Source organism: Sinorhizobium sp. CCBAU 05631 (assembly GCF_002288505.1).
GTDB classification, from domain to species: Bacteria; Pseudomonadota; Alphaproteobacteria; order Rhizobiales; family Rhizobiaceae; genus Sinorhizobium; species Sinorhizobium fredii_C.
Map to the genome: position 1 here is coordinate 1,213,293 of NZ_CP023063.1, position 17,600 is coordinate 1,230,892.

The 17,600-nt window shown below is 61.5% G+C and carries 20 protein-coding genes; 16 read left to right on the forward strand and 4 right to left on the reverse strand.

Features of this window, described 5'->3' with window-relative positions; translation table 11 throughout:
* Positions 1-50: 50 nt before the first annotated feature.
* From SS05631_RS05905 to SS05631_RS05940, 8 genes are all read left to right on the forward strand, one after another.
* Positions 51-836 carry an alpha/beta hydrolase gene (locus SS05631_RS05905; RefSeq protein ID WP_037423052.1) on the forward strand — a complete coding sequence of 262 codons (786 nt, stop codon included), beginning with the start codon at positions 51-53 and terminating at the stop codon, positions 834-836.
* A gap of 110 nt (positions 837-946) precedes the next feature.
* Positions 947-1,774 carry a serine O-acetyltransferase gene (gene cysE / locus SS05631_RS05910; protein ID WP_037423049.1) on the forward strand — a complete coding sequence of 276 codons (828 nt, stop codon included), beginning with the start codon at positions 947-949 and terminating at the stop codon, positions 1,772-1,774.
* 178 nt (positions 1,775-1,952) lie between these two features.
* Entirely contained in the window at positions 1,953-2,156 is a 204-nt protein-coding gene (locus SS05631_RS05915) for a DUF3126 family protein (protein WP_014764223.1), read from the forward strand.
* A 230-nt stretch (positions 2,157-2,386) separates the two neighbouring features.
* Complete coding sequence (locus SS05631_RS05920; protein WP_037423046.1) at positions 2,387-2,743, forward strand: phasin family protein; 357 nt, start codon at positions 2,387-2,389, stop codon at positions 2,741-2,743.
* Positions 2,744-3,022: 279 nt separating this feature from the next.
* On the forward strand, positions 3,023-3,376 hold the full coding sequence (gene clpS / locus SS05631_RS05925) for an ATP-dependent Clp protease adapter ClpS (protein ID WP_037423043.1): 354 nt from the start codon (positions 3,023-3,025) through the stop codon (positions 3,374-3,376).
* A 9-nt stretch (positions 3,377-3,385) separates the two neighbouring features.
* A complete protein-coding gene (gene clpA / locus SS05631_RS05930; protein ID WP_095677937.1) occupies positions 3,386-5,875 on the forward strand; it encodes an ATP-dependent Clp protease ATP-binding subunit ClpA in 2,490 nt (829 codons plus the stop codon).
* An 84-nt stretch (positions 5,876-5,959) separates the two neighbouring features.
* Positions 5,960-6,697 carry an AzlC family ABC transporter permease gene (locus tag SS05631_RS05935; RefSeq protein ID WP_037423030.1) on the forward strand — a complete coding sequence of 246 codons (738 nt, stop codon included), beginning with the start codon at positions 5,960-5,962 and terminating at the stop codon, positions 6,695-6,697.
* Complete coding sequence (locus SS05631_RS05940; protein WP_037423028.1) at positions 6,694-7,038, forward strand: AzlD domain-containing protein; 345 nt, start codon at positions 6,694-6,696, stop codon at positions 7,036-7,038. Before SS05631_RS05935 ends, SS05631_RS05940 begins: the two co-directional genes overlap by 4 nt.
* 9 nt (positions 7,039-7,047) lie before the next feature.
* Here the strand turns inward: SS05631_RS05940 and SS05631_RS05945 are convergent, their stop codons facing one another.
* From SS05631_RS05945 to SS05631_RS05960, 4 genes are read right to left on the reverse strand one after another with little or no spacing between them, the layout of a single operon-like run.
* Positions 7,048-7,467 (reverse strand): HIT family protein, encoded by a 420-nt coding sequence (locus tag SS05631_RS05945; RefSeq protein WP_037423026.1) that lies wholly within the window; start codon positions 7,465-7,467, stop codon positions 7,048-7,050.
* A gap of 40 nt (positions 7,468-7,507) precedes the next feature.
* A complete protein-coding gene (locus SS05631_RS05950) occupies positions 7,508-8,695 on the reverse strand; it encodes a GNAT family N-acetyltransferase (protein ID WP_037423024.1) in 1,188 nt (395 codons plus the stop codon).
* A gap of 4 nt (positions 8,696-8,699) precedes the next feature.
* Positions 8,700-9,425, reverse strand: coding sequence for a glycerophosphodiester phosphodiesterase (locus SS05631_RS05955; RefSeq protein ID WP_037423022.1), 726 nt, complete (start codon positions 9,423-9,425; stop codon positions 8,700-8,702).
* Between the two features lie 12 nt (positions 9,426-9,437).
* Positions 9,438-9,905: a RidA family protein gene (locus tag SS05631_RS05960; protein ID WP_037423017.1), complete on the reverse strand. Its 468-nt coding sequence runs from the start codon at positions 9,903-9,905 to the stop codon at positions 9,438-9,440.
* Positions 9,906-10,042: 137 nt separating this feature from the next.
* Between SS05631_RS05960 and SS05631_RS05965 the strand changes: the two genes are divergently transcribed.
* The 8 genes from SS05631_RS05965 to rseP all read left to right on the forward strand — a co-directional run bounded on the left by SS05631_RS05965 (position 10,043) and on the right by rseP (position 17,421).
* The gene (locus SS05631_RS05965) at positions 10,043-10,864 is read left to right on the forward strand and encodes a cell envelope integrity EipB family protein (protein WP_037423014.1); all 822 of its coding nucleotides are present in this window, start codon (positions 10,043-10,045) and stop codon (positions 10,862-10,864) included.
* Positions 10,865-11,069: 205 nt separating this feature from the next.
* Positions 11,070-11,837, forward strand: coding sequence for a 30S ribosomal protein S2 (rpsB, locus tag SS05631_RS05970; protein WP_014328193.1), 768 nt, complete (start codon positions 11,070-11,072; stop codon positions 11,835-11,837).
* A gap of 255 nt (positions 11,838-12,092) precedes the next feature.
* Positions 12,093-13,016: a translation elongation factor Ts gene (gene tsf / locus SS05631_RS05975; protein WP_037423011.1), complete on the forward strand. Its 924-nt coding sequence runs from the start codon at positions 12,093-12,095 to the stop codon at positions 13,014-13,016.
* 192 nt (positions 13,017-13,208) lie between these two features.
* On the forward strand, positions 13,209-13,931 hold the full coding sequence (pyrH, locus tag SS05631_RS05980) for a UMP kinase (RefSeq protein ID WP_037423036.1): 723 nt from the start codon (positions 13,209-13,211) through the stop codon (positions 13,929-13,931).
* A gap of 53 nt (positions 13,932-13,984) precedes the next feature.
* A complete protein-coding gene (gene frr / locus SS05631_RS05985) occupies positions 13,985-14,545 on the forward strand; it encodes a ribosome recycling factor (protein WP_037423008.1) in 561 nt (186 codons plus the stop codon).
* Positions 14,546-14,581: 36 nt separating this feature from the next.
* Positions 14,582-15,325 carry an isoprenyl transferase gene (locus SS05631_RS05990; protein WP_037423005.1) on the forward strand — a complete coding sequence of 248 codons (744 nt, stop codon included), beginning with the start codon at positions 14,582-14,584 and terminating at the stop codon, positions 15,323-15,325.
* Positions 15,325-16,158, forward strand: coding sequence for a phosphatidate cytidylyltransferase (locus SS05631_RS05995; RefSeq protein ID WP_037423003.1), 834 nt, complete (start codon positions 15,325-15,327; stop codon positions 16,156-16,158). The genes SS05631_RS05990 and SS05631_RS05995 overlap by 1 nt, the downstream gene beginning before the upstream one ends.
* Positions 16,159-16,296: 138 nt before the next feature.
* Positions 16,297-17,421 carry an RIP metalloprotease RseP gene (gene rseP / locus SS05631_RS06000; protein ID WP_037423001.1) on the forward strand — a complete coding sequence of 375 codons (1,125 nt, stop codon included), beginning with the start codon at positions 16,297-16,299 and terminating at the stop codon, positions 17,419-17,421.
* Positions 17,422-17,600: the final 179 nt, after the last annotated feature.

Here is a 17,600-nt window from a genome sequence, read left to right on the forward strand (position 1 = left end):
CTTCGGTTACCGCCTAGTTTCGGCGAAAACAGATGATGTCTGGGAAAACCATGGATTTGAACCCACCGCCTTTCTCGCGCTTCACCCACGACGGCTTGGAAATTGCCTATTTCGACGAGGGCGACCCGTCGGGGGATCCTGTGCTGCTCATTCACGGGTTCGCCTCGAGCGCCAATGTCAACTGGGTATACCCAGGCTGGCTGAAGACGCTCGGCGACGCTGGCTACCGGGTTGTCGCACTCGACAACCGCGGTCACGGGGCGAGCAGCAAGCCTTATGACGCTTCCGTGTACCACCCGCACCAGATGGCCGGCGACGCGGCCGCGCTTTTGGCCCATCTCGGCATCCCAGAGGCGCATATCATGGGCTATTCGATGGGCGCGCGCATCTCCGCATTCCTGGCGTTGCATCACCCGCATCGCGTCCGCTCGCTGGTGTTCGGCGGCTTGGGAATAGGCATGGTGACCGGAGTGGGAGACTGGGACCCGATCGCCGACGCGCTGCTTGCGCCATCGCTCGAAGATGTGACGCATACACGCGGCCGAATGTTCCGCGCCTTTGCCGACCAGACGAAGAGCGACCGCCAGGCGCTTGCCGCCTGCATATCGACCTCGCGCGATCTGCTTTCCGCCGAGGATGTCGGGCGCATCGACGTGCCCGTTCTGATCGGGGTCGGCACGAAGGACGACGTGGCGGGCTCCGCCCAGGAGCTTGCCGCCCTGATGCCGCATGCCATGGCCTTGGACATTCCGGGCCGCGACCATATGCTGGCCGTTGGCGACCGCGCCTTCAAGAAGGCGGTCCTGGAGTTTCTAGCCGAGGTCGGCCGCGCCTAGTCAAAGATGACCGCCGATCGAAACGGTGCGGGGCCATTTATGTTGGTCGGGAATTGCCCTATATATGTCGCAGTGCAAGCCGGCAGATTGACCCAGGAAGGAGCGCGACCATGGTCGCCAAGAGCGAACTGCGCCATACGGAACCGCTGAAGGCAGTCGACCCCATCTGGGATAGTCTGCGCGAAGAAGCGCGCCTCGCCGCCGAGCGGGATCCGATGCTTGCGGCCTTTCTCTATTCGACTGTGGTCAACCAGCATTCGCTGGAAGAGAGCGTGATCTACCGGATCTGCGAACGGCTTGATCACCCCGACCTGCAGGCAAACCTTCTTCACCAGACCTTTCTGGAGATGCTCGAGGACTGGCCTGAATGGAGCGCGATCCTGCGGGTCGACATCCAGGCGGTCTACGACCGCGATCCGGCCTGCACGCGGTTCCTCGAGCCCGTGCTCTATTTCAAGGGCTTCCATGCCATCCAGACGCACCGACTGGCCCACTGGTTGTGGGACCGCGGGCGGAAGGATTTTGCGCTCTATCTCCAGAGCCGCTCCTCGAGTGTGTTCCAGACCGATATCAATCCGGCCGCACGCGTCGGGCGCGGCATCTTCCTCGACCACGCGACGGGGCTTGTCGTCGGCGAAACGGCGGTGATCGGCGACAATGTGTCGATCCTGCATGGCGTCACCCTTGGCGGCACCGGCAAGGAGGGCAGCGACCGTCACCCGAAGATCGGCGACGGCGTGCTGATCGGCGCCGGCGCGAAGATCCTCGGCAATATCCATATCGGCCATTGCTCGCGGGTGGCGGCCGGATCGGTCGTGCTGAAGGCGGTTCCGCCGAAGACGACGGTAGCGGGCGTTCCGGCCAGGGTCGTCGGCGAGGCCGGATGCTCCGAACCCTCGCGGCAGATGGACCAGATCCTGGCGAGCTTCGATATCTGACGCGGAGGAAGGGCCGCGTTCGTCGCCTTGTTCGCGGAACTGAAAAATCTGAGCGGCAATTCAACGCGTTACGGCTGTCGTTGATCATCTTCATGGGGGCTCGGCGCCGTGATGGGTTTACACCTGGCAACGCCGCATGCGAGAAGCGCGGCAAATCAATCGGCTACGGAGAATAGATTTGAAGCCCGAAGAAATCCGCAAGCTTGAGGCCTATTTCAAGCGCACCTTGAATCCGGCTATGGTCGTCAAGGCCCGTCCCAGGAAGGACGAATCCGCCGAGGTTTATCTTGGCGACGAATTTCTCGGAGTCATATTCCGCGACGACGAAGACGGCGAACTCTCCTATAATTTCTCGATGGCGATCCTCGACGTCGATCTCTGAGCTGGACGTCGCATGGCCGGTCGACGGCCGCGTGTCTCAAAGTGTGCCGGCCTGAGCAATCGGGCCGGTTTTTTCTTATAAGTCTTACTTTTAGATAATTTATCCGCATGTCGCCGGATCTTCATCAAGTCGTTGCAAGAATTGTGTTTTACTGCATCGCACACTGAACTTGACTTTTTGTGCAGTGCACCTAGACTGAGGCTTGCCCACCGCCCACAAGGAGAAACTTGATGTTCAACTTCGACGATGCAAACAAGAAGAGCAAGGAAGCACTCGACGTGGCTGTAAAGAGCTACTCTGCGATGACCAAGGGCTTCCAGGCCATTGCAACCGAAGCAGCAGACTACTCGAAGAAGTCCTTCGAAGATGGCATTGCCCATCTTGAAAAGCTGTCGGGCGCCAAGAGCCTCGAGGCTGCCTTCGAACTGCAGACGAACTATCTGAAGTCGAGCTATGAATCTTTCGTCGCCGAAGCATCGAAGATCGGCGAGATGTATGCCGATCTCGCCAAGGACGCCTACAAGCCCTATGAGGCACCGGTCGCCAAGGCAACGGCATCCGTGAAGTCCGCAGCTGCCGCCGCCTGACGATTAGAATATCGCCATTGCCAAAAGGCCGGTCGCGGTTGCCGCGGCCGGCCTTGTCGTTCTTGGGGTATCGGGTTTCCGGGCTTGCTTCGGTAGCTTGGCCAGAGATTCAACGTCGACTGTAGCGGCCGAAGAAAATTGATCAATCTTGTGCTTGGCCGTGCGAATATGATTGCAGTGCGTTGGTTCGGTCTTAAAATCCAAGAACGAACCATTAGATAAAGGCAAGCAGGCCGCAGCCACGTTGGTGGATTGCGGCCGTCAAGGGAATGAAACAGAATGATCGCCATGCCGGTCCGGATGCAGCAGGGAAGCGATGGAGACGGAGGCGGCCCCAGTCGTGGCACGTCCGTTATCACACGCACCAAGCCGAAGACCAAGAAGCCGAGTTTGTACCGCGTTCTGCTTTTGAATGACGATTACACGCCGATGGAGTTCGTCGTCCACATTCTGGAGCGTTTTTTTCAGAAGGACAGGGAACAAGCGACGATCATCATGCTTCATGTCCACAACCACGGCGTTGGAGAATGCGGCGTCTTTACCTACGAAGTCGCCGAAACCAAAGTGACGCAGGTGATGGATTTCGCCAGGCAGCATCAGCATCCCTTGCAATGCGTCATGGAAAAGAAATGAGGACCTAACGTGCCAACTTTTTCGCCCAGCCTCGAAAAGGCGCTGCATCAGGCACTGACTTTTGCCAACGAGCGCCATCATGAATATGCGACGCTCGAGCACCTGCTGCTGGCATTGATCGATGATGCCGATGCGGCGGCCGTGATGGGCGCGTGCAATGTAAATCTAGAAACACTTCGCAAGACCGTGACGGACTATGTCGACAACGAATTGTCCAATCTGATCACCGGCTACGATGAAGATTCCAAGCCCACCGCCGGCTTCCAGCGCGTCATCCAGCGGGCCGTCATTCATGTTCAATCCTCCGGCCGCGAAGAGGTGACGGGAGCCAATGTGCTCGTCGCGATCTTTGCCGAGCGCGAGAGCCATGCGGCCTATTTCCTGCAGGAGCAGGAGATGACCCGCTACGATGCGGTGAACTTCATCTCTCATGGCATCGGCAAGCGCCCCGGGAGCTCGGAATCGCGCCCGGTGCGCGGCGCCGAGGATCAGGATTCGGAACAGAAATCATCGCGCGAAAGCGAGGAGACCGGTCCGAAGAAGCAGCAGGATGCGCTGACGGCCTACTGCGTCAACCTGAACGAAAAGGCCAAGTCCGGAAAGATCGATCCGCTGATCGGCCGGCACGCCGAGGTGAACCGAACCATCCAAGTGCTCTGCCGCAGGTCCAAGAACAACCCGCTCTATGTCGGCGATCCCGGCGTCGGCAAGACGGCGATCGCCGAGGGGCTTGCCAAGCGCATCGTCGAGAAGCAGGTGCCGGAGGCGCTTCAGGACGCGACGATCTTTGCGCTCGACATGGGAACGCTGCTCGCCGGCACGCGCTATCGCGGCGATTTCGAAGAGCGCCTGAAGCAGGTCGTCAAGGAGCTCGAGGAATATCACGGCGCGGTCCTGTTCATCGACGAGATCCATACGGTGATCGGCGCGGGCGCGACATCGGGCGGTGCGATGGACGCATCGAACCTTTTGAAGCCGGCGCTCTCTTCCGGCTCGATCCGCTGCATCGGCTCGACCACCTACAAGGAGTACCGCCAGTTCTTCGAAAAGGATCGGGCGCTCGTCCGCCGTTTCCAGAAGATCGATGTCAACGAGCCGACGGTTGCCGACGCGATCGAGATCATGCGCGGGCTGAAGCCCTATTTCGAGGAGTATCACCACCTCAAATATTCGAACGAGGCGATCAGGGCGGCGGTCGAGCTTTCGGCCCGCTACATCAATGACCGCAAGCTGCCCGACAAGGCGATCGACGTGATCGACGAATCGGGTGCGGCCCAAATGCTGCTGCCAGTCAGCAAACGCCGCAAGCTGATCACCGAAAGGGAAATCGAGGCGACAGTGGCCACTATGGCGCGCATCCCGCCGAAGTCGGTTTCGAAGGACGACGAAGCCGTTCTCGCCAATCTTGAGAAGGAACTTCGTTCCGTCGTCTACGGCCAGGATCTGGCGATCGAGGCGCTCGCCTCGTCGATCAAGCTCGCACGTGCCGGCCTGCGCGAACCGAACAAGCCGATCGGCTGCTATGTGTTCTCCGGTCCGACCGGCGTCGGCAAGACGGAAGTGGCGAAACAGTTGGCGACGTCGCTCGGCGTCGAGCTGCTGCGCTTCGATATGTCGGAATACATGGAGCGGCACACGGTTTCGCGCCTGCTCGGCGCACCTCCCGGCTATGTCGGTTTCGACCAGGGCGGCCTGCTGACCGACGGCGTCGACCAGCATCCGCACTGCGTGCTGCTGCTCGACGAGATCGAAAAGGCGCATCCGGACCTCTTCAACATCCTGCTGCAGGTGATGGATCACGGCTCGCTGACGGACCATAACGGCAAGAAGATCGACTTCCGCAACGTCATCCTGATCATGACGACCAACGCGGGCGCCTCCGACATGGCGCGCCCGGCGATCGGCTTCGGCTCATCGAAGCGCGAGGGCGAGGACATCGAGGCGCTGAACCGCCTGTTCACACCGGAGTTCCGCAACCGCCTGGATGCGGTCATTCCGTTCAACTCTCTGCCGACGCCTGTCATTCACCAGGTCGTGCAGAAATTCGTCATGCAACTCGAGACGCAGTTGGCCGAGCGCAACGTCACCTTCGACCTCGCGCCGGAGGCGATAGCCTGGCTCGCGGACAAGGGCTACGACGAAAAGATGGGCGCGCGGCCGCTGGCACGCGTCATTCAGGAAAACATCAAGAAGCCGCTCGCCGACGAAATCCTCTTCGGCAAGCTCAAGAAGGGCGGCGTCGTCAAGGTGACGATCGGCATGAAGGAAGACGGCACCAAGGGGCTGATCCTCGATGCCGTGCCGGAGACGGCACCGATCAAGCCGAAGGCGGAAGTGTCGCGGCCCGGTAAGAACGCCAAGCCGAAGAAGTCGGAAGAGAAGGAAACCGTCGCCGCCGAGGCAGCTCCGAAGTCGAAGCCGAAGAAGGCCGCCAAAGCCGCTTCGGATGCGGCTCCGCTGAAGGGGAGAACGGTTCCCAAGGTTCCGCGTAAGAAATAGCGCCATCGCCATTTTCGCCTGACGGTGCCGGGTGGTTCACCCGGCACCGTCTTGTTGAGGGGCGATCTCATTCCGCGTGATTCAATGGATGATATCGAAGACGAACGGTCGGCGCTGGCCTGGTTTCTGACCGGGGCTCGGGGGATTTTCAGTCTACCGGCGATCATACTTATGCTCTCCTTCGTCGGCTTCTGCTCCCTGACCGCTCAGGCAGGCATCCCGCCGGAGCAGGTCGTCTTCATGACCGGCATCGTCTGGGCTCTGCCGGCGAAGGTCATTCTCGTCAGCTCGATCATGAGCGGCGCGAGCCTCGCGACGGCGTTCCTGGCGGTCACACTCTCGTCGGTCCGCCTGATGCCGATGGTTGCGGCGCTAGTCCCCGAACTACGTGGCTCCAGAACGCCGACTTGGCTGCTTCTCATTCTGTCGCACTTTATCGCCATTACCGCGTGGGTCTTTGCGATGGAGCGTGTGCCAAAGGTTCCGCGCGAGCATCGCGTCGCCTTCTTCGCCGGCTTCGGGATGACGCTCGTCGCGGCAAACATGGTGCTGGTTGGCGTCGTCTATCACCTTGTCGCCGAGTTTCCGCCGGTGGTGGCAGGCTGCCTTTTCTTTCTGACGCCGGTCTATTTCCTTGCCTCGATCTGGCATTCGGCCCGCCACCCGGTTATCTACGTGGCGCTTGCGGTGGGTCTCGTTGCAGGTCCGCTGTTCTACTGGATCGCACCGGAGTTCGACGTTCTGTTGGCGGGCGTCGGCGGCGGCACGCTCGCCTGGGGCGCGGAGCGTCTCTGGCGTTCCAGGCGGGAGGCGCGCCCGTGACCTGGACGGACGGATGGTGGGCTTATGCCTTCATAGCGATAGCCGGGTGGCTGGCGACCGACCTGTGGCGCTGGCTGGGCGTGCTTGCAGGCAAGCGACTTCGCGATGATTCGGAGGCTTTGAACTGGGTGAGGGCGGTCGCGACCGCCCTGGTTGCCGCAGTGATCGCCAAGCTTATCCTTTACCCGACTGGAGTGCTGGCGCAGTCGCCGCTTTGGCTGCGGGTCGGCGCCGTCTTGGTCGGCACCGTCGCCTTCTTTGTTGCCAGGCAAAAGCCGGCAGTTGGCATCGCGACCGCGATTCTGACGCTCGCCGGCGGCTTATGGTGGCTGGGTTTCTGACAGGGGGGCCTACAGCGCCCGGCGAATCTTCTCCGCATTCGCCGCCAGCACGTCGCCATCCTCCATCTTACCGGAATGCGGCTTCAGCGGAGTGCCCTCGCGGCGCGGGATAACGTGGAAATGCAGGTGGAAGACGGACTGGCCGGCCGGCGCCTCGTTGAACTGCATGATCGTCACGCCGTCGGCGCCGAAAGCTTCCTTGACGGCGATCGCGACCTTCTGGACCGTGGCGATCAGCGCCGGCAGGGTGGCAACGTCGGCGTCGAGGATGTTGCGCGACGGCGCCTTAGGCAGAACGAGCACGTGCCCCTCCGCCTGCGGCATGACATCCATGAACGCCACCGTCGCCTCGTCCTCATAGACCCGGTGTGAGGGAATTTCGCCGCGCAATATCTTGGCGAAGATGTTGTTGGTGTCATAGCCGCTCATGTCGTTTCCTCTTGCTGGCAGCGGCAAGTCCCGCTGCCTATCAATCCTGTTGGCGCTCACCCTTGCGGAAGGGGCCGTGCTCCGCAAGGAATTCGCCAGTCTCCTCCACATCGCGGCGCTCCTGCTCCAGGTAGTCGGCGACGGCTCTTGCCAGGCCCGGATGGGTGATGAAATGGGCTGAATGGGTCGTCACCGGCATGTAGCCGCGCGCCAGCTTGTGCTCGCCTTGCGCGCCCGCTTCGACACGCTGCAATCCCTTTTCAATCGCGAAGTCGATCGCCTGGTGGTAGCAGACCTCGAAATGCAGGAAGGGATGGTCCTCGATGCAGCCCCAATGCCGGCCGTAGAGCGCATCTCCGCCGATGAAATTGATCGCCCCGGCGATATACCGGCCGCCGCGCTTGGCCATGACCAGCAGAATGTCGTCGGCCATCCGCTCGCCGATCAGCGAATAGAAGGCGCGAGTGAGGTATGGCCGGCCCCACTTGCGCCCGCCGGTATCCATATAAAAGGCGAAGAACTGGTCCCATATCGCTTCGGTGAGGTCGCTGCCGGTCAGCCACTCGATGGTGATCCCGTTCTCGACTGCGGCGCGACGCTCCCGTTTCAGCGCCTTGCGTTTTCGCGACGCGAGCGTTGCAAGGAAATCGTCGTGCGAGCCGTAGCCTTCATTGATGAAGTGGAACTGCTGGTCGGTTCGGTGCAGAAATCCGGAGCGCTCGAAGATCGGCATCTCCTCGGGCAGCACGAAGGTGACGTGGGCGGAGGAGACGCCGTGCCGGCGCGAAAGCTCCTTGAGGCCGGCGGCAAGCCCTTCCCGCACCGGTTTTAGATCGCCGCCCGCGGCACTGAGCAGGCGCGGCCCGGTCACCGGCGTGAACGGTATGGAACATTGCAGCTTCGGATAATAGCGGCCGCCGGCGCGCTCGAAGGCGTTCGCCCATCCATGATCGAAGACATATTCTCCCTGGCTGTGGTTCTTCAGGTAGCAGACGAGCGCGCCGCGCAACGAGCCGTCCGCATCCTCGAGCAGCAGGTGCTGACCGAGCCAGCCCGTCTCCGTCGTCGCCGAACCGGACTCCTCGAGCGCCGAGAGATAGGCATGCGATAGGAAGGGGTTGTAGGGCATGCCGGGAGAGGTCTTCGAAGCGCCGGTAAGCCTGTCCCAGCTCGCCGGTGGTATCGAAGTGAACGAATGCTCTATGCGGATGTTGATCGCGTCTGACATGCGCCTAGGAAATCATGGTCTCCCTTGGATCGAAACCCTCGAACGTCATCTGATCGGCATGGGCGAAGCTGTGCTCCTGCGCCCGGCCATCACGCACCGTCCAGGTGATGACGGTGCGGCCCATGGCGCGCTCCTTGGTTATGAAGGGATTCGGCAGGTCCCCGTAGAAATAGGAAATGAAGTCCAGCCCGAGCTGCATGGCTTCCTCGTGCACGAAGAATTTCTCGGGATTGGCGCCATCGGCGGTGAGACCGAGCGGATAGGGGGCGTCTAGCGCCTTCAGGTCCTTGAGCAGCCAATGGTCGAAGCTCATCAGAGCGACTGGCCCTGCGTAGTCCTCGAGCGTGTCGAGCACGGCCGCCGCGAACCCCTCGTCGTCGTTTTTGCGGCCCTTGAGTTCAAGCACGAGAGGAACCCGCCCGTCGACGAGACGAAGCATCTGCTTGAGCGTCGGAATCCTGTCCTTCGTGCCGCCGATCGACAATAGGCCGAGTTCGCCGGCGGTCTTCGCCCGAACGTCTCCCCTGATGCCGCAGAGGCGCTGCAGATCGTGGTCGTGGAAGACGACCGGAAGGCTATCGGCGGTAAACTGCAGATCGCATTCGATCGCAAAGCCCGCCTCCGCAGCGCGGGAAAAGGCCGAAAGCGTGTTTTCCCAGACCTCTCGATTCATGTCGTGATAGCCGCGGTGGGCGATCGGCTGGGCTTTAAGCCAGGAAATATCCTTCATGAAGCGACCCGGTCAGGCGATTTCGAGGATGGCGTCGATTTCGACGGCCGCGTTGAAGGGCAGGGACGCCATGCCGACGGCGGCGCGCGCATGCTTGCCGGCTTCGCCGAGCACGTTGGCAAGGAGGTTCGACGCGCCATTAATGACGAGATGTTGTTCGGTGAATTCGGGAACCGAGGCGACGAAGCCATTGATCTTCACGAGGCGGCGGATGCGTCCGAGGTCGCCGCCGAGCGCCGCTTTGGCCTGGGCCAGAATGTTGATCGCGCAGAGTTCGGCGGCACGCTGCGCCGCGGCGACGTCGACATCCTTGCCGACATGGCCGGTGATCGCGACCTTTCCGCTTTCCATCGGCAGTTGGCCGGAGATGTAGAGCGTCGAGCCGGTGATGACGTAAGGCACGTAGTTGGCGACCGGCGCAACCGCCTCCGGAATGACGATACCAAGTTCGTTGAGACGCGTTTCAATCTCTGCGGACATGGAGGGCTCCCTTGTTGTCTTTTGTGCTAAAATCCTGCATGCGAAGCGGGGATCGCGACAGGCACGGACCGGATCTGCCTCGCTTCTGCCGAATGTTTGTTTATCCCATTGCCGGCGAGTCCAACAGGAGGAAACGGATGTTTCGTAAAGGCTTTGGTCTTCTCGCTCTGGGGAGCGTCTGCCTCGCCGCCGTGACCGTCGCTGGCGGTGCCTATGCGGCCGCATTGACGCCGCACCGCGCCGTCTACGATCTCGAACTGAAGAATGCCTCCGATCGCTCCGGCATCACCGGCATGTATGGACGCATGGTCTATGAGTTCAATGGGTCGGCTTGCGAGGGATATACAGTGAGCTTCCGCTTCGTCACCCAGGTCGATACCGGCGAGGAAGTTCGCCTGACCGACCAGCAGACCACCACCTACGAGGACTTGAAGAACAGGAGCTTTCGCTTTCTCACCCGCTCCTTCACCGACGAGAAGCTGGACAAGGAAGTGCGCGGCAACGCTCACGACGACAAGTCCGGCGTCAAGGTGGAACTGACGGCGCCTGACAAACGCGAGGTAGCGCTCGCCCAAAGCCGCTTCCCGACCGAGCATATGCTGGAGGTGATCGAGCGGGCCAAGCGCGGCGAGGGCCTTTTCGAATCCCGCATCTTCGACGGGTCCGATTCGGGTGACAAGACGCTGATCACCTCGACCTTCGTCGGCAAGCCGCGCAAGCCCGCCCCCGACGATGCGGACGCCGGCAAGGCGGGCAAGCTCGCCGGTGAAAGCTATTGGCCGGTGACGATCTCCTATTTCAACGACGAGGCGAGCGGCGACGCTTTGCCAATCTACCGCATGTCCTTCAAGCTCTACGAGAATGGCGTCACTCGCGACCTGACGATGGACTATGGTGACTTCGTGCTCAGCGGCAAGCTTGCCGATCTCGAAGTCTTCAACGCGGAAGAGTGCAAGTAGCGGCCATCGCCGGAGCTGTGCAGAGCAGTCGCGGCAAAAAACTGACTTGCTGACTTGATTTATCGGGCAGTTGCAGCTAAGGGGCTGCCCATTCCACACGTGAGGCATGGGATTTTCCGGGAGAAATCCGGATTGTTCCGCCGGTGGGCGCATCTAGATGCGTTCGACGCCTTGCGGAGGTTCAACCGGAAAAGGAGAAAAAGGCATGGCATTGCCTGACTTTACCATGCGCCAGCTTCTCGAAGCAGGCGTGCACTTCGGCCACCAGACGCACCGCTGGAACCCGAAGATGAAGCCGTACATCTTCGGCGATCGTAACAACGTTCACATCATCGACCTCGCCCAGACCGTTCCGATGCTGTCGCGCGCCCTGCAGGTCGTCAGCGACACCGTTGCCAATGGCGGACGCGTGCTCTTCGTCGGCACCAAGCGCCAGGCCTCCGAGATCATCGCCGACGCTGCCAAGCGCTCCGCCCAGTATTACGTCAATGCTCGCTGGCTCGGCGGCATGATGACCAACTGGAAGACGATCTCGAACTCGATCCAGCGCCTGCGCAAGCTCGACGAAATCCTCGCTTCCGAAGCTTCCGGCTTCACCAAGAAGGAGCGTCTGAACCTCGAGCGTGAGCGCGAGAAGCTGAACCGGGCGCTTGGCGGTATCCGCGACATGGGCGGCACGCCGGACCTGATGTTCATCATCGACACCAACAAGGAATCGATTGCGATCGAAGAAGCCAAGCGCCTTGGTATTCCGGTCGTCGCCGTCATCGACTCCAACTGCGATCCGGACCAGATCGACTACCCGATCCCGGGCAACGATGACGCATCGCGCGCGGTCGCTCTCTATTGCGATCTCATCGCCCGTGCTGCCATCGACGGCATTGCCCGTCAGCAGGGCGCTGCCGGCCGTGACCTCGGCGCAGCCGAAGAGGCACCGGTCGAGCCGGCTCTCGACGAATCGTCCGAAGCCTGATCTGGCCCACGGCAGCCGATACGTGGCTGCCGTACCCATGAAATATCGGGACGAGGCCGTTTGTGATGAAAATCTGAACGGCCTTGTTCTTTTTCAGCGAGGAATGGTGCGGTCGGGCAGACGTTTTTGCCCGCGCAAGCATCGCGACGGCAGCGTCATAACGATGTCACACTGAAGGGCCATTCCCTGCCAAACCCACTGGCACGGCGCCACCCGCGATTGGCGCGCCAGCGAAACAGACAAAGAGGCAAGAAGATGACTGTTACTGCCGCAATGGTGAAGGATCTGCGCGAAAAGACCGGCGCAGGCATGATGGATTGCAAGAAGGCGCTGGCCGAGACCAACGGCGACATGGAAGCCGCCATCGACTGGCTGCGCGCCAAGGGCATTGCCAAGGCCGACAAGAAGTCCGGCCGCACGGCTGCCGAAGGCCTCATCGGCATCGCCAGTGCCGGCAACACGGCCGTTGTCGTCGAAATCAACTCCGAGACCGACTTCGTGGCCCGCAACGACGCTTTCCAGGACCTCGTCCGCGGCGTCGCCAATGTCGCGCTGGGTACCGAAGGCACTGTTGAGGCTGTCGCCAGGGCGGCCTATCCGGCAACCGGCAAGTCCGTCGAGGATACGATCAAGGACGCCATCGCGACGATCGGCGAAAACATGACGCTGCGCCGTGCCGCCCTCCTCAAGGTTGAGGACGGCGTAGTTGCGACCTACATCCACAACGCCGCCGGCGACGGCATCGGCAAGCTCGGCGTGCTGGTTGCTCTGAAGTCGACCGGCGACAAGGAAGCGCTGAATGCGATCGGCCGTCAGGTTGCGATGCACGTCGCCGCGACCAACCCGCTTGCCGTTCGCCCGAGCGAGATCGACCCGGCCGTCGCCGAGCGTGAGCGCAACGTCTTCATCGAACAGTCGCGCGCTTCCGGCAAGCCGGACAACATCATCGAAAAGATGGTCGACGGCCGCATGCGCAAGTTCTTCGAGGAAGTTGCGCTCCTGTCGCAGGCTTTTGTCATGAACCCCGACCAGACGGTCGAGGCGGCGATCAAGGAAGCCGAGAAGACCGTCGGTGCGCCGATCGAAGTTGCCGGTATCGCACGTCTGCTGCTCGGCGAAGGCGTTCAGAAGGAAGAGTCCGATTTCGCGGCGGAAGTCGCAGCAGCCGCAAAGGGTTGATTTCTTCTTTCCAATTGGGAAAAGCTGGGGGCATCGCGTGACAACGCGGTGCCCTTCGTGTATCCGGCATGCGTTATTGCGGCGGACCCGCCGGGGCTGTGCCAGGGGCGGTCGATACCACGCAAGACGAATTGTCCTCATGCCGCTGTGTGCGCCTGTCGCCCATGCGTGCCGATCTGCTCAGGAGTGATGATGTCGGCCAAGCCAATCTACAAGCGCGTTCTTCTCAAAGCCTCCGGTGAAGCCTTGATGGGAAGCCAGGGTTTCGGCATCGACGTCGCCGTCGCCGACCGTATCGCCTCGGACATTGCCGAGGCGCGGGCCATGGGTGTCGAAGTCGGTGTCGTCGTCGGTGGCGGCAACATCTTCCGCGGCGTCGCCGTCGCCTCGAAGGGCGGCGACCGGGTGACAGGCGACCACATGGGCATGTTGGCGACCGTCATCAATGCGCTTGCGCTGGCGACGTCGCTGCGCAAGCTCGATATCGATACGGTGGTGCTGTCGGCGATCGCCATGCCGGAGATCTGCGAGAGCTTCTCGCAGCGCGCCACGCTCTATCACCTTTCGCTCGGCCGCGTCGTGATCTTCGCCGGTGGCACGGGCAATCCCTTCTTCACGACGGATTCCGCAGCGGCGCTCCGCGCCGCCGAGATGGGCGCCGAGGCGATCTTCAAGGGCACTCAGGTCGACGGCATCTATTCCGCCGATCCGAAGAAGGACCCGTCCGCGACGCGCTTCGACCGCCTGACCCACAGCGAAGTTCTCGAGAAGGGGCTCGCCGTCATGGACGTTGCTGCCGTGGCACTGGCGCGGGAAAATGCCATTCCAATCGTCGTGTTCTCGATCCATGAGAAGGGCGGCTTCGCGGACATATTGACCGGTGGCGGTCGTGCCACCATCGTGTCTGATAATTGATAATCTGCAGAGGCCGGGACGGCCGCCGAGATGAAGAAATGGGAGTCTGAACCATGAGTGAAGGTGTGGATCTGAAGGAATTGAAGCGCCGCATGGACGGAGCGATCGCCGCTTTCAAGCACGACATCGCATCGCTGCGGACCGGTCGTGCATCCGCGAACGTTCTCGATCCGGTGACCGTCGAAGCCTACGGTTCGCGCATGCCCCTGAACCAAGTCGCCAACATCACCGTCCCGGAGGCGCGGATGCTCTCGGTTTCCGTTTGGGACAAGTCGATGGTCGGCGCCGTGGATCGGGCGATCCGGGAGTCCAATCTTGGTCTCAACCCGATCATCGATGGGCAGAATCTGCGCATTCCGTTGCCGGAGCTGAACGAGGAACGCCGCAAGTCCCTCGTCAAGGTCGCCCACGACTATGCCGAGAAGAGCAAAGTGGCCGTGCGCCACGTCCGCCGAGACGGCATGGACGGCCTGAAAAAAGCCGAAAAGGATGGTGACATCGGCCAGGACGAGAGCCGTGCTCAGTCCGAGCGGGTGCAAAAGATGACCGACGAAGTGATTTCCGAAATCGACCGCTTGCTCGCGGAGAAGGAAAAGGAAATCATGCAGGTCTGACCGCGGAAAAATCGAGTCTCTAGTTTCGGACGGCCCATGCAAGATTTCGTTCCCACAAACGTGCCGGCTCACGTCGCCATCATAATGGACGGCAACGGTCGTTGGGCGAACGCGCGTGGACTGCCCCGCACCATGGGACACCGCAAGGGCGTCGAGGCGGTGCGCGGTGCCGTCAAGACTGCCGCCGAGCTCGGCATCCGCTATCTGACGCTGTTCGCATTCTCTTCCGAGAACTGGAGCAGGCCGGAAGACGAGGTTAGCGATCTCATGGGCCTGCTCAAGGCCTTCATCCGCCGGGATCTCGCGGACCTTCACCGCGAAAACGTCCGTATCCGCGTCATCGGCGACCGGGGCAACTTGGGCGGCGACATCCTGCCGCTCCTGCTCGAGGCCGAGGAGACGACGTTCGCCAACACCGGGATCACGCTTGTGATCGCGTTCAACTACGGCGCCCGCGACGAATTGGCGAGAGCGATGCGGCGTCTTGGAGAAGAGGTGGCGGCCGGCCGCCTTCACCCGGACGAGATTACCGTCGACCGCATAGCGGCGGCGCTCGACACCGCCGGCATTCCGGACCCTGATCTCATCCTGCGGACGAGCGGCGAGGAGCGTCTTTCAAACTTTCTGCTCTGGCAGGGGGCCTATTCCGAATTGCTGTTCGTTCCCGAACTCTGGCCGGACTTCACGCGCGAGACATTCGTCGCCGCCATCGAGAAATATGCCTCCCGCGAACGCCGGTTCGGCGGGCTGCCGCAACCGACTTTGGCGGTCGGGTCCTGATGCAGAGAGAGCTCAAACTCCGCATCGCATCGGGCATTGTGCTTGCTGCGATAACCCTCGGTGCCACCTGGGCCGGAGGCTTTGCCTTCCAGCTTCTGTCTATCGCAATCGGCCTGCTCGTCTATTACGAATGGTCGACGATCACCAAGCTTGCCGAGCGGGATTTCCAGGGCAATGCCCTCGGCTGGCTGTCGCAGGCCGTCATCGCCGCCTTGGTGCTGATGGACTATATGCCCTACAGCCTGCCGGTGCTTGCCGGCAGCATCGTCCTTTCCACTCTCTGGGTGCTGATCAAGAGGACGAGCTGGTGGCTGCCGGCCGGCGTCGCCTATGCCGGATTGACAAGCATATCGCTGGCGGCGATCCGTGGCGCGGACTATCTGGGCCTCATTGCGATGCTCTTCGTGTTTGCCGTGGTCTGGGGAACGGACATCTTCGCCTATTTCGTCGGGCGGGCGGTCGGAGGTCCGAAGCTGGCTCCAGCGATCTCGCCCGGCAAGACCTGGTCGGGCGCGGTCGGCGGCGCGATCTGCGGCGTTCTTGCCGGGGTCGCCGTCTTCATGGCCCATTTCTCGCTCGACGACGCGCGCATGCCGGTCGCGGCGCTGTTGCTCTCCATTGCAAGCCAGATCGGGGACCTGTTCGAATCCTTCGTGAAGCGGCGCTTCGGCGTGAAAGATTCGAGCCATCTGATCCCTGGTCACGGCGGCGTTATGGACCGCGTCGACGGGTTGATCTTCGCCAGTGTCGCGGCGCTGCTTCTGGTCCTTGTTCAACTCCTGCTCGGCGGCGGAAGGAACGAGAACTTCGCCTCCGTCCTGTTGGGCCTCTAGCCCGGAAATCACCTCACACTTCCGTCATCGCATCCGGCGCTGCTGCATACTTCCTTAAATCCCGGTAGAAATAAGGGTAAGATCGCGCGGCATCCAAAGTCTGACGGCGGCGACAACGCGGATGCGATAGGAATCGATATGAGCCTTCTGCTAGACAATCTTCAATACACCATTCCCACCTTCCTGTTCCTCCTGACCTTGCTGGTCTTCGTCCATGAGATGGGGCACTACCTCGTGGGCCGCTGGTCCGGAATTCGCATCGTTGCCTTCTCCGTCGGCTTCGGCCCGGAGCTCTTCGGCTGGACGGATCGGCACGGAACGAGGTGGAAATTCTGCGCGATCCCGCTTGGCGGCTATGTGAAATTCTTCGGCGACGAGGATGCGGCAAGCACGCCCGACTACCGGCGGCTGGAAACGATCAGGCCGGAAGAGCGCGCCCGCACCTTTCTCGGCGCCAAGCTGTGGAAACGGGCTGCAACCGTCGCGGCCGGCCCGATCGCCAACTTCCTCTTGGCGATCGCCATCTTTGCCGTTCTCTTCTCGATCTATGGCCGCGCCGTGGCCGATCCGGTGGTGGCCTTCGTCGCACCCGGCAGTGCGGCCGAAAAGGCCGGGGTCCTGCCGGGCGACAAGTTGATTTCGATCGACGGCAAGCCTATCGCCACCTTCGACGACGTGCGCCGTTACGTCAGTGTTCGTCCGGAACTCCCGATCAAGGTCCGCATAGAGCGCGCAGGCGCCACCGTCGACCTCGACATGGTGCCGCAACGCACCGAATCCGTCGATCCGCTCGGCAACAAGGTCGAGGAGGGAAAGATCGGCATCGGCACGAATCAGGAGGCCGGCAACTTCCGTGTCGAGACCTACGGCCCGCTCGAAGCGGTCGGGCAGGGCGCCTTGCAGAGCTGGCGGATCGTCACCGGTACGTTTGACTATCTGTCGAATCTCTTCGTCGGCCGCATGAATGCCGATCAGGTGGGTGGGCCGATCCGCATCGCGCAGATGTCCGGCCAGATGGCAAAGCTCGGCATCGCCGAAGTGCTCAATTTTGCCGCCGTCCTCTCGGTCTCGATAGGATTGCTTAACCTCATGCCGGTTCCGGTGCTTGATGGCGGCCATCTCATGTTCTATGCGGTCGAGGCGTTGCGCGGCAAGCCGGTCGGCCCGGCGGCCCAGGAACTCGCATTCCGGATCGGTTTCGCCATGGTGCTGATGCTCACGGTCTTTGCCGCCTGGAACGACATCAACTGGCTGTTCGGTTAGCACTGATGGGCGCCGACGAGGGGATCTGAACTTTTGGGAAAGCTGTGACGAGCGAGTTTCACACGCTTGCTTTGCAACGATTTGTTTACGATAACGCAACGCCGTAGTGGCTGTTAAGCCACGGTTCGAATTGAAGTAAACAGAAATTAACGAGCTGGCTTGCTTGTATGGGAAAAGCG

Bases quoted from the DNA above. Each gene is read 5' to 3' on its own strand.
- cysE (WP_037423049.1), top strand. From the start codon at position 947: ATGGTCGCCAAGAGCGAACTGCGCCATACGGAACCGCTGAAGGCAGTC.
- pyrH (WP_037423036.1), top strand. From the start codon at position 13,209: ATGTCGGCCAAGCCAATCTACAAGCGCGTTCTTCTCAAAGCCTCCGGT.
- frr (WP_037423008.1), top strand. From the start codon at position 13,985: ATGAGTGAAGGTGTGGATCTGAAGGAATTGAAGCGCCGCATGGACGGA.
- SS05631_RS05945 (WP_037423026.1), bottom strand. From the start codon at position 7,467: ATGAGCGGCTATGACACCAACAACATCTTCGCCAAGATATTGCGCGGC.
- SS05631_RS05955 (WP_037423022.1), bottom strand. From the start codon at position 9,425: ATGAAGGATATTTCCTGGCTTAAAGCCCAGCCGATCGCCCACCGCGGC.
- tsf (WP_037423011.1), top strand. From the start codon at position 12,093: ATGACTGTTACTGCCGCAATGGTGAAGGATCTGCGCGAAAAGACCGGC.
- SS05631_RS05950 (WP_037423024.1), bottom strand. From the start codon at position 8,695: ATGTCAGACGCGATCAACATCCGCATAGAGCATTCGTTCACTTCGATA.
- clpS (WP_037423043.1), top strand. From the start codon at position 3,023: ATGATCGCCATGCCGGTCCGGATGCAGCAGGGAAGCGATGGAGACGGA.
- SS05631_RS05965 (WP_037423014.1), top strand. From the start codon at position 10,043: ATGTTTCGTAAAGGCTTTGGTCTTCTCGCTCTGGGGAGCGTCTGCCTC.
- SS05631_RS05935 (WP_037423030.1), top strand. From the start codon at position 5,960: ATGGATGATATCGAAGACGAACGGTCGGCGCTGGCCTGGTTTCTGACC.
- SS05631_RS05960 (WP_037423017.1), bottom strand. From the start codon at position 9,905: ATGTCCGCAGAGATTGAAACGCGTCTCAACGAACTTGGTATCGTCATT.
- SS05631_RS05990 (WP_037423005.1), top strand. From the start codon at position 14,582: ATGCAAGATTTCGTTCCCACAAACGTGCCGGCTCACGTCGCCATCATA.
- SS05631_RS05905 (WP_037423052.1), top strand. From the start codon at position 51: ATGGATTTGAACCCACCGCCTTTCTCGCGCTTCACCCACGACGGCTTG.
- SS05631_RS05995 (WP_037423003.1), top strand. From the start codon at position 15,325: ATGCAGAGAGAGCTCAAACTCCGCATCGCATCGGGCATTGTGCTTGCT.
- rseP (WP_037423001.1), top strand. From the start codon at position 16,297: ATGAGCCTTCTGCTAGACAATCTTCAATACACCATTCCCACCTTCCTG.
- rpsB (WP_014328193.1), top strand. From the start codon at position 11,070: ATGGCATTGCCTGACTTTACCATGCGCCAGCTTCTCGAAGCAGGCGTG.
- SS05631_RS05920 (WP_037423046.1), top strand. From the start codon at position 2,387: ATGTTCAACTTCGACGATGCAAACAAGAAGAGCAAGGAAGCACTCGAC.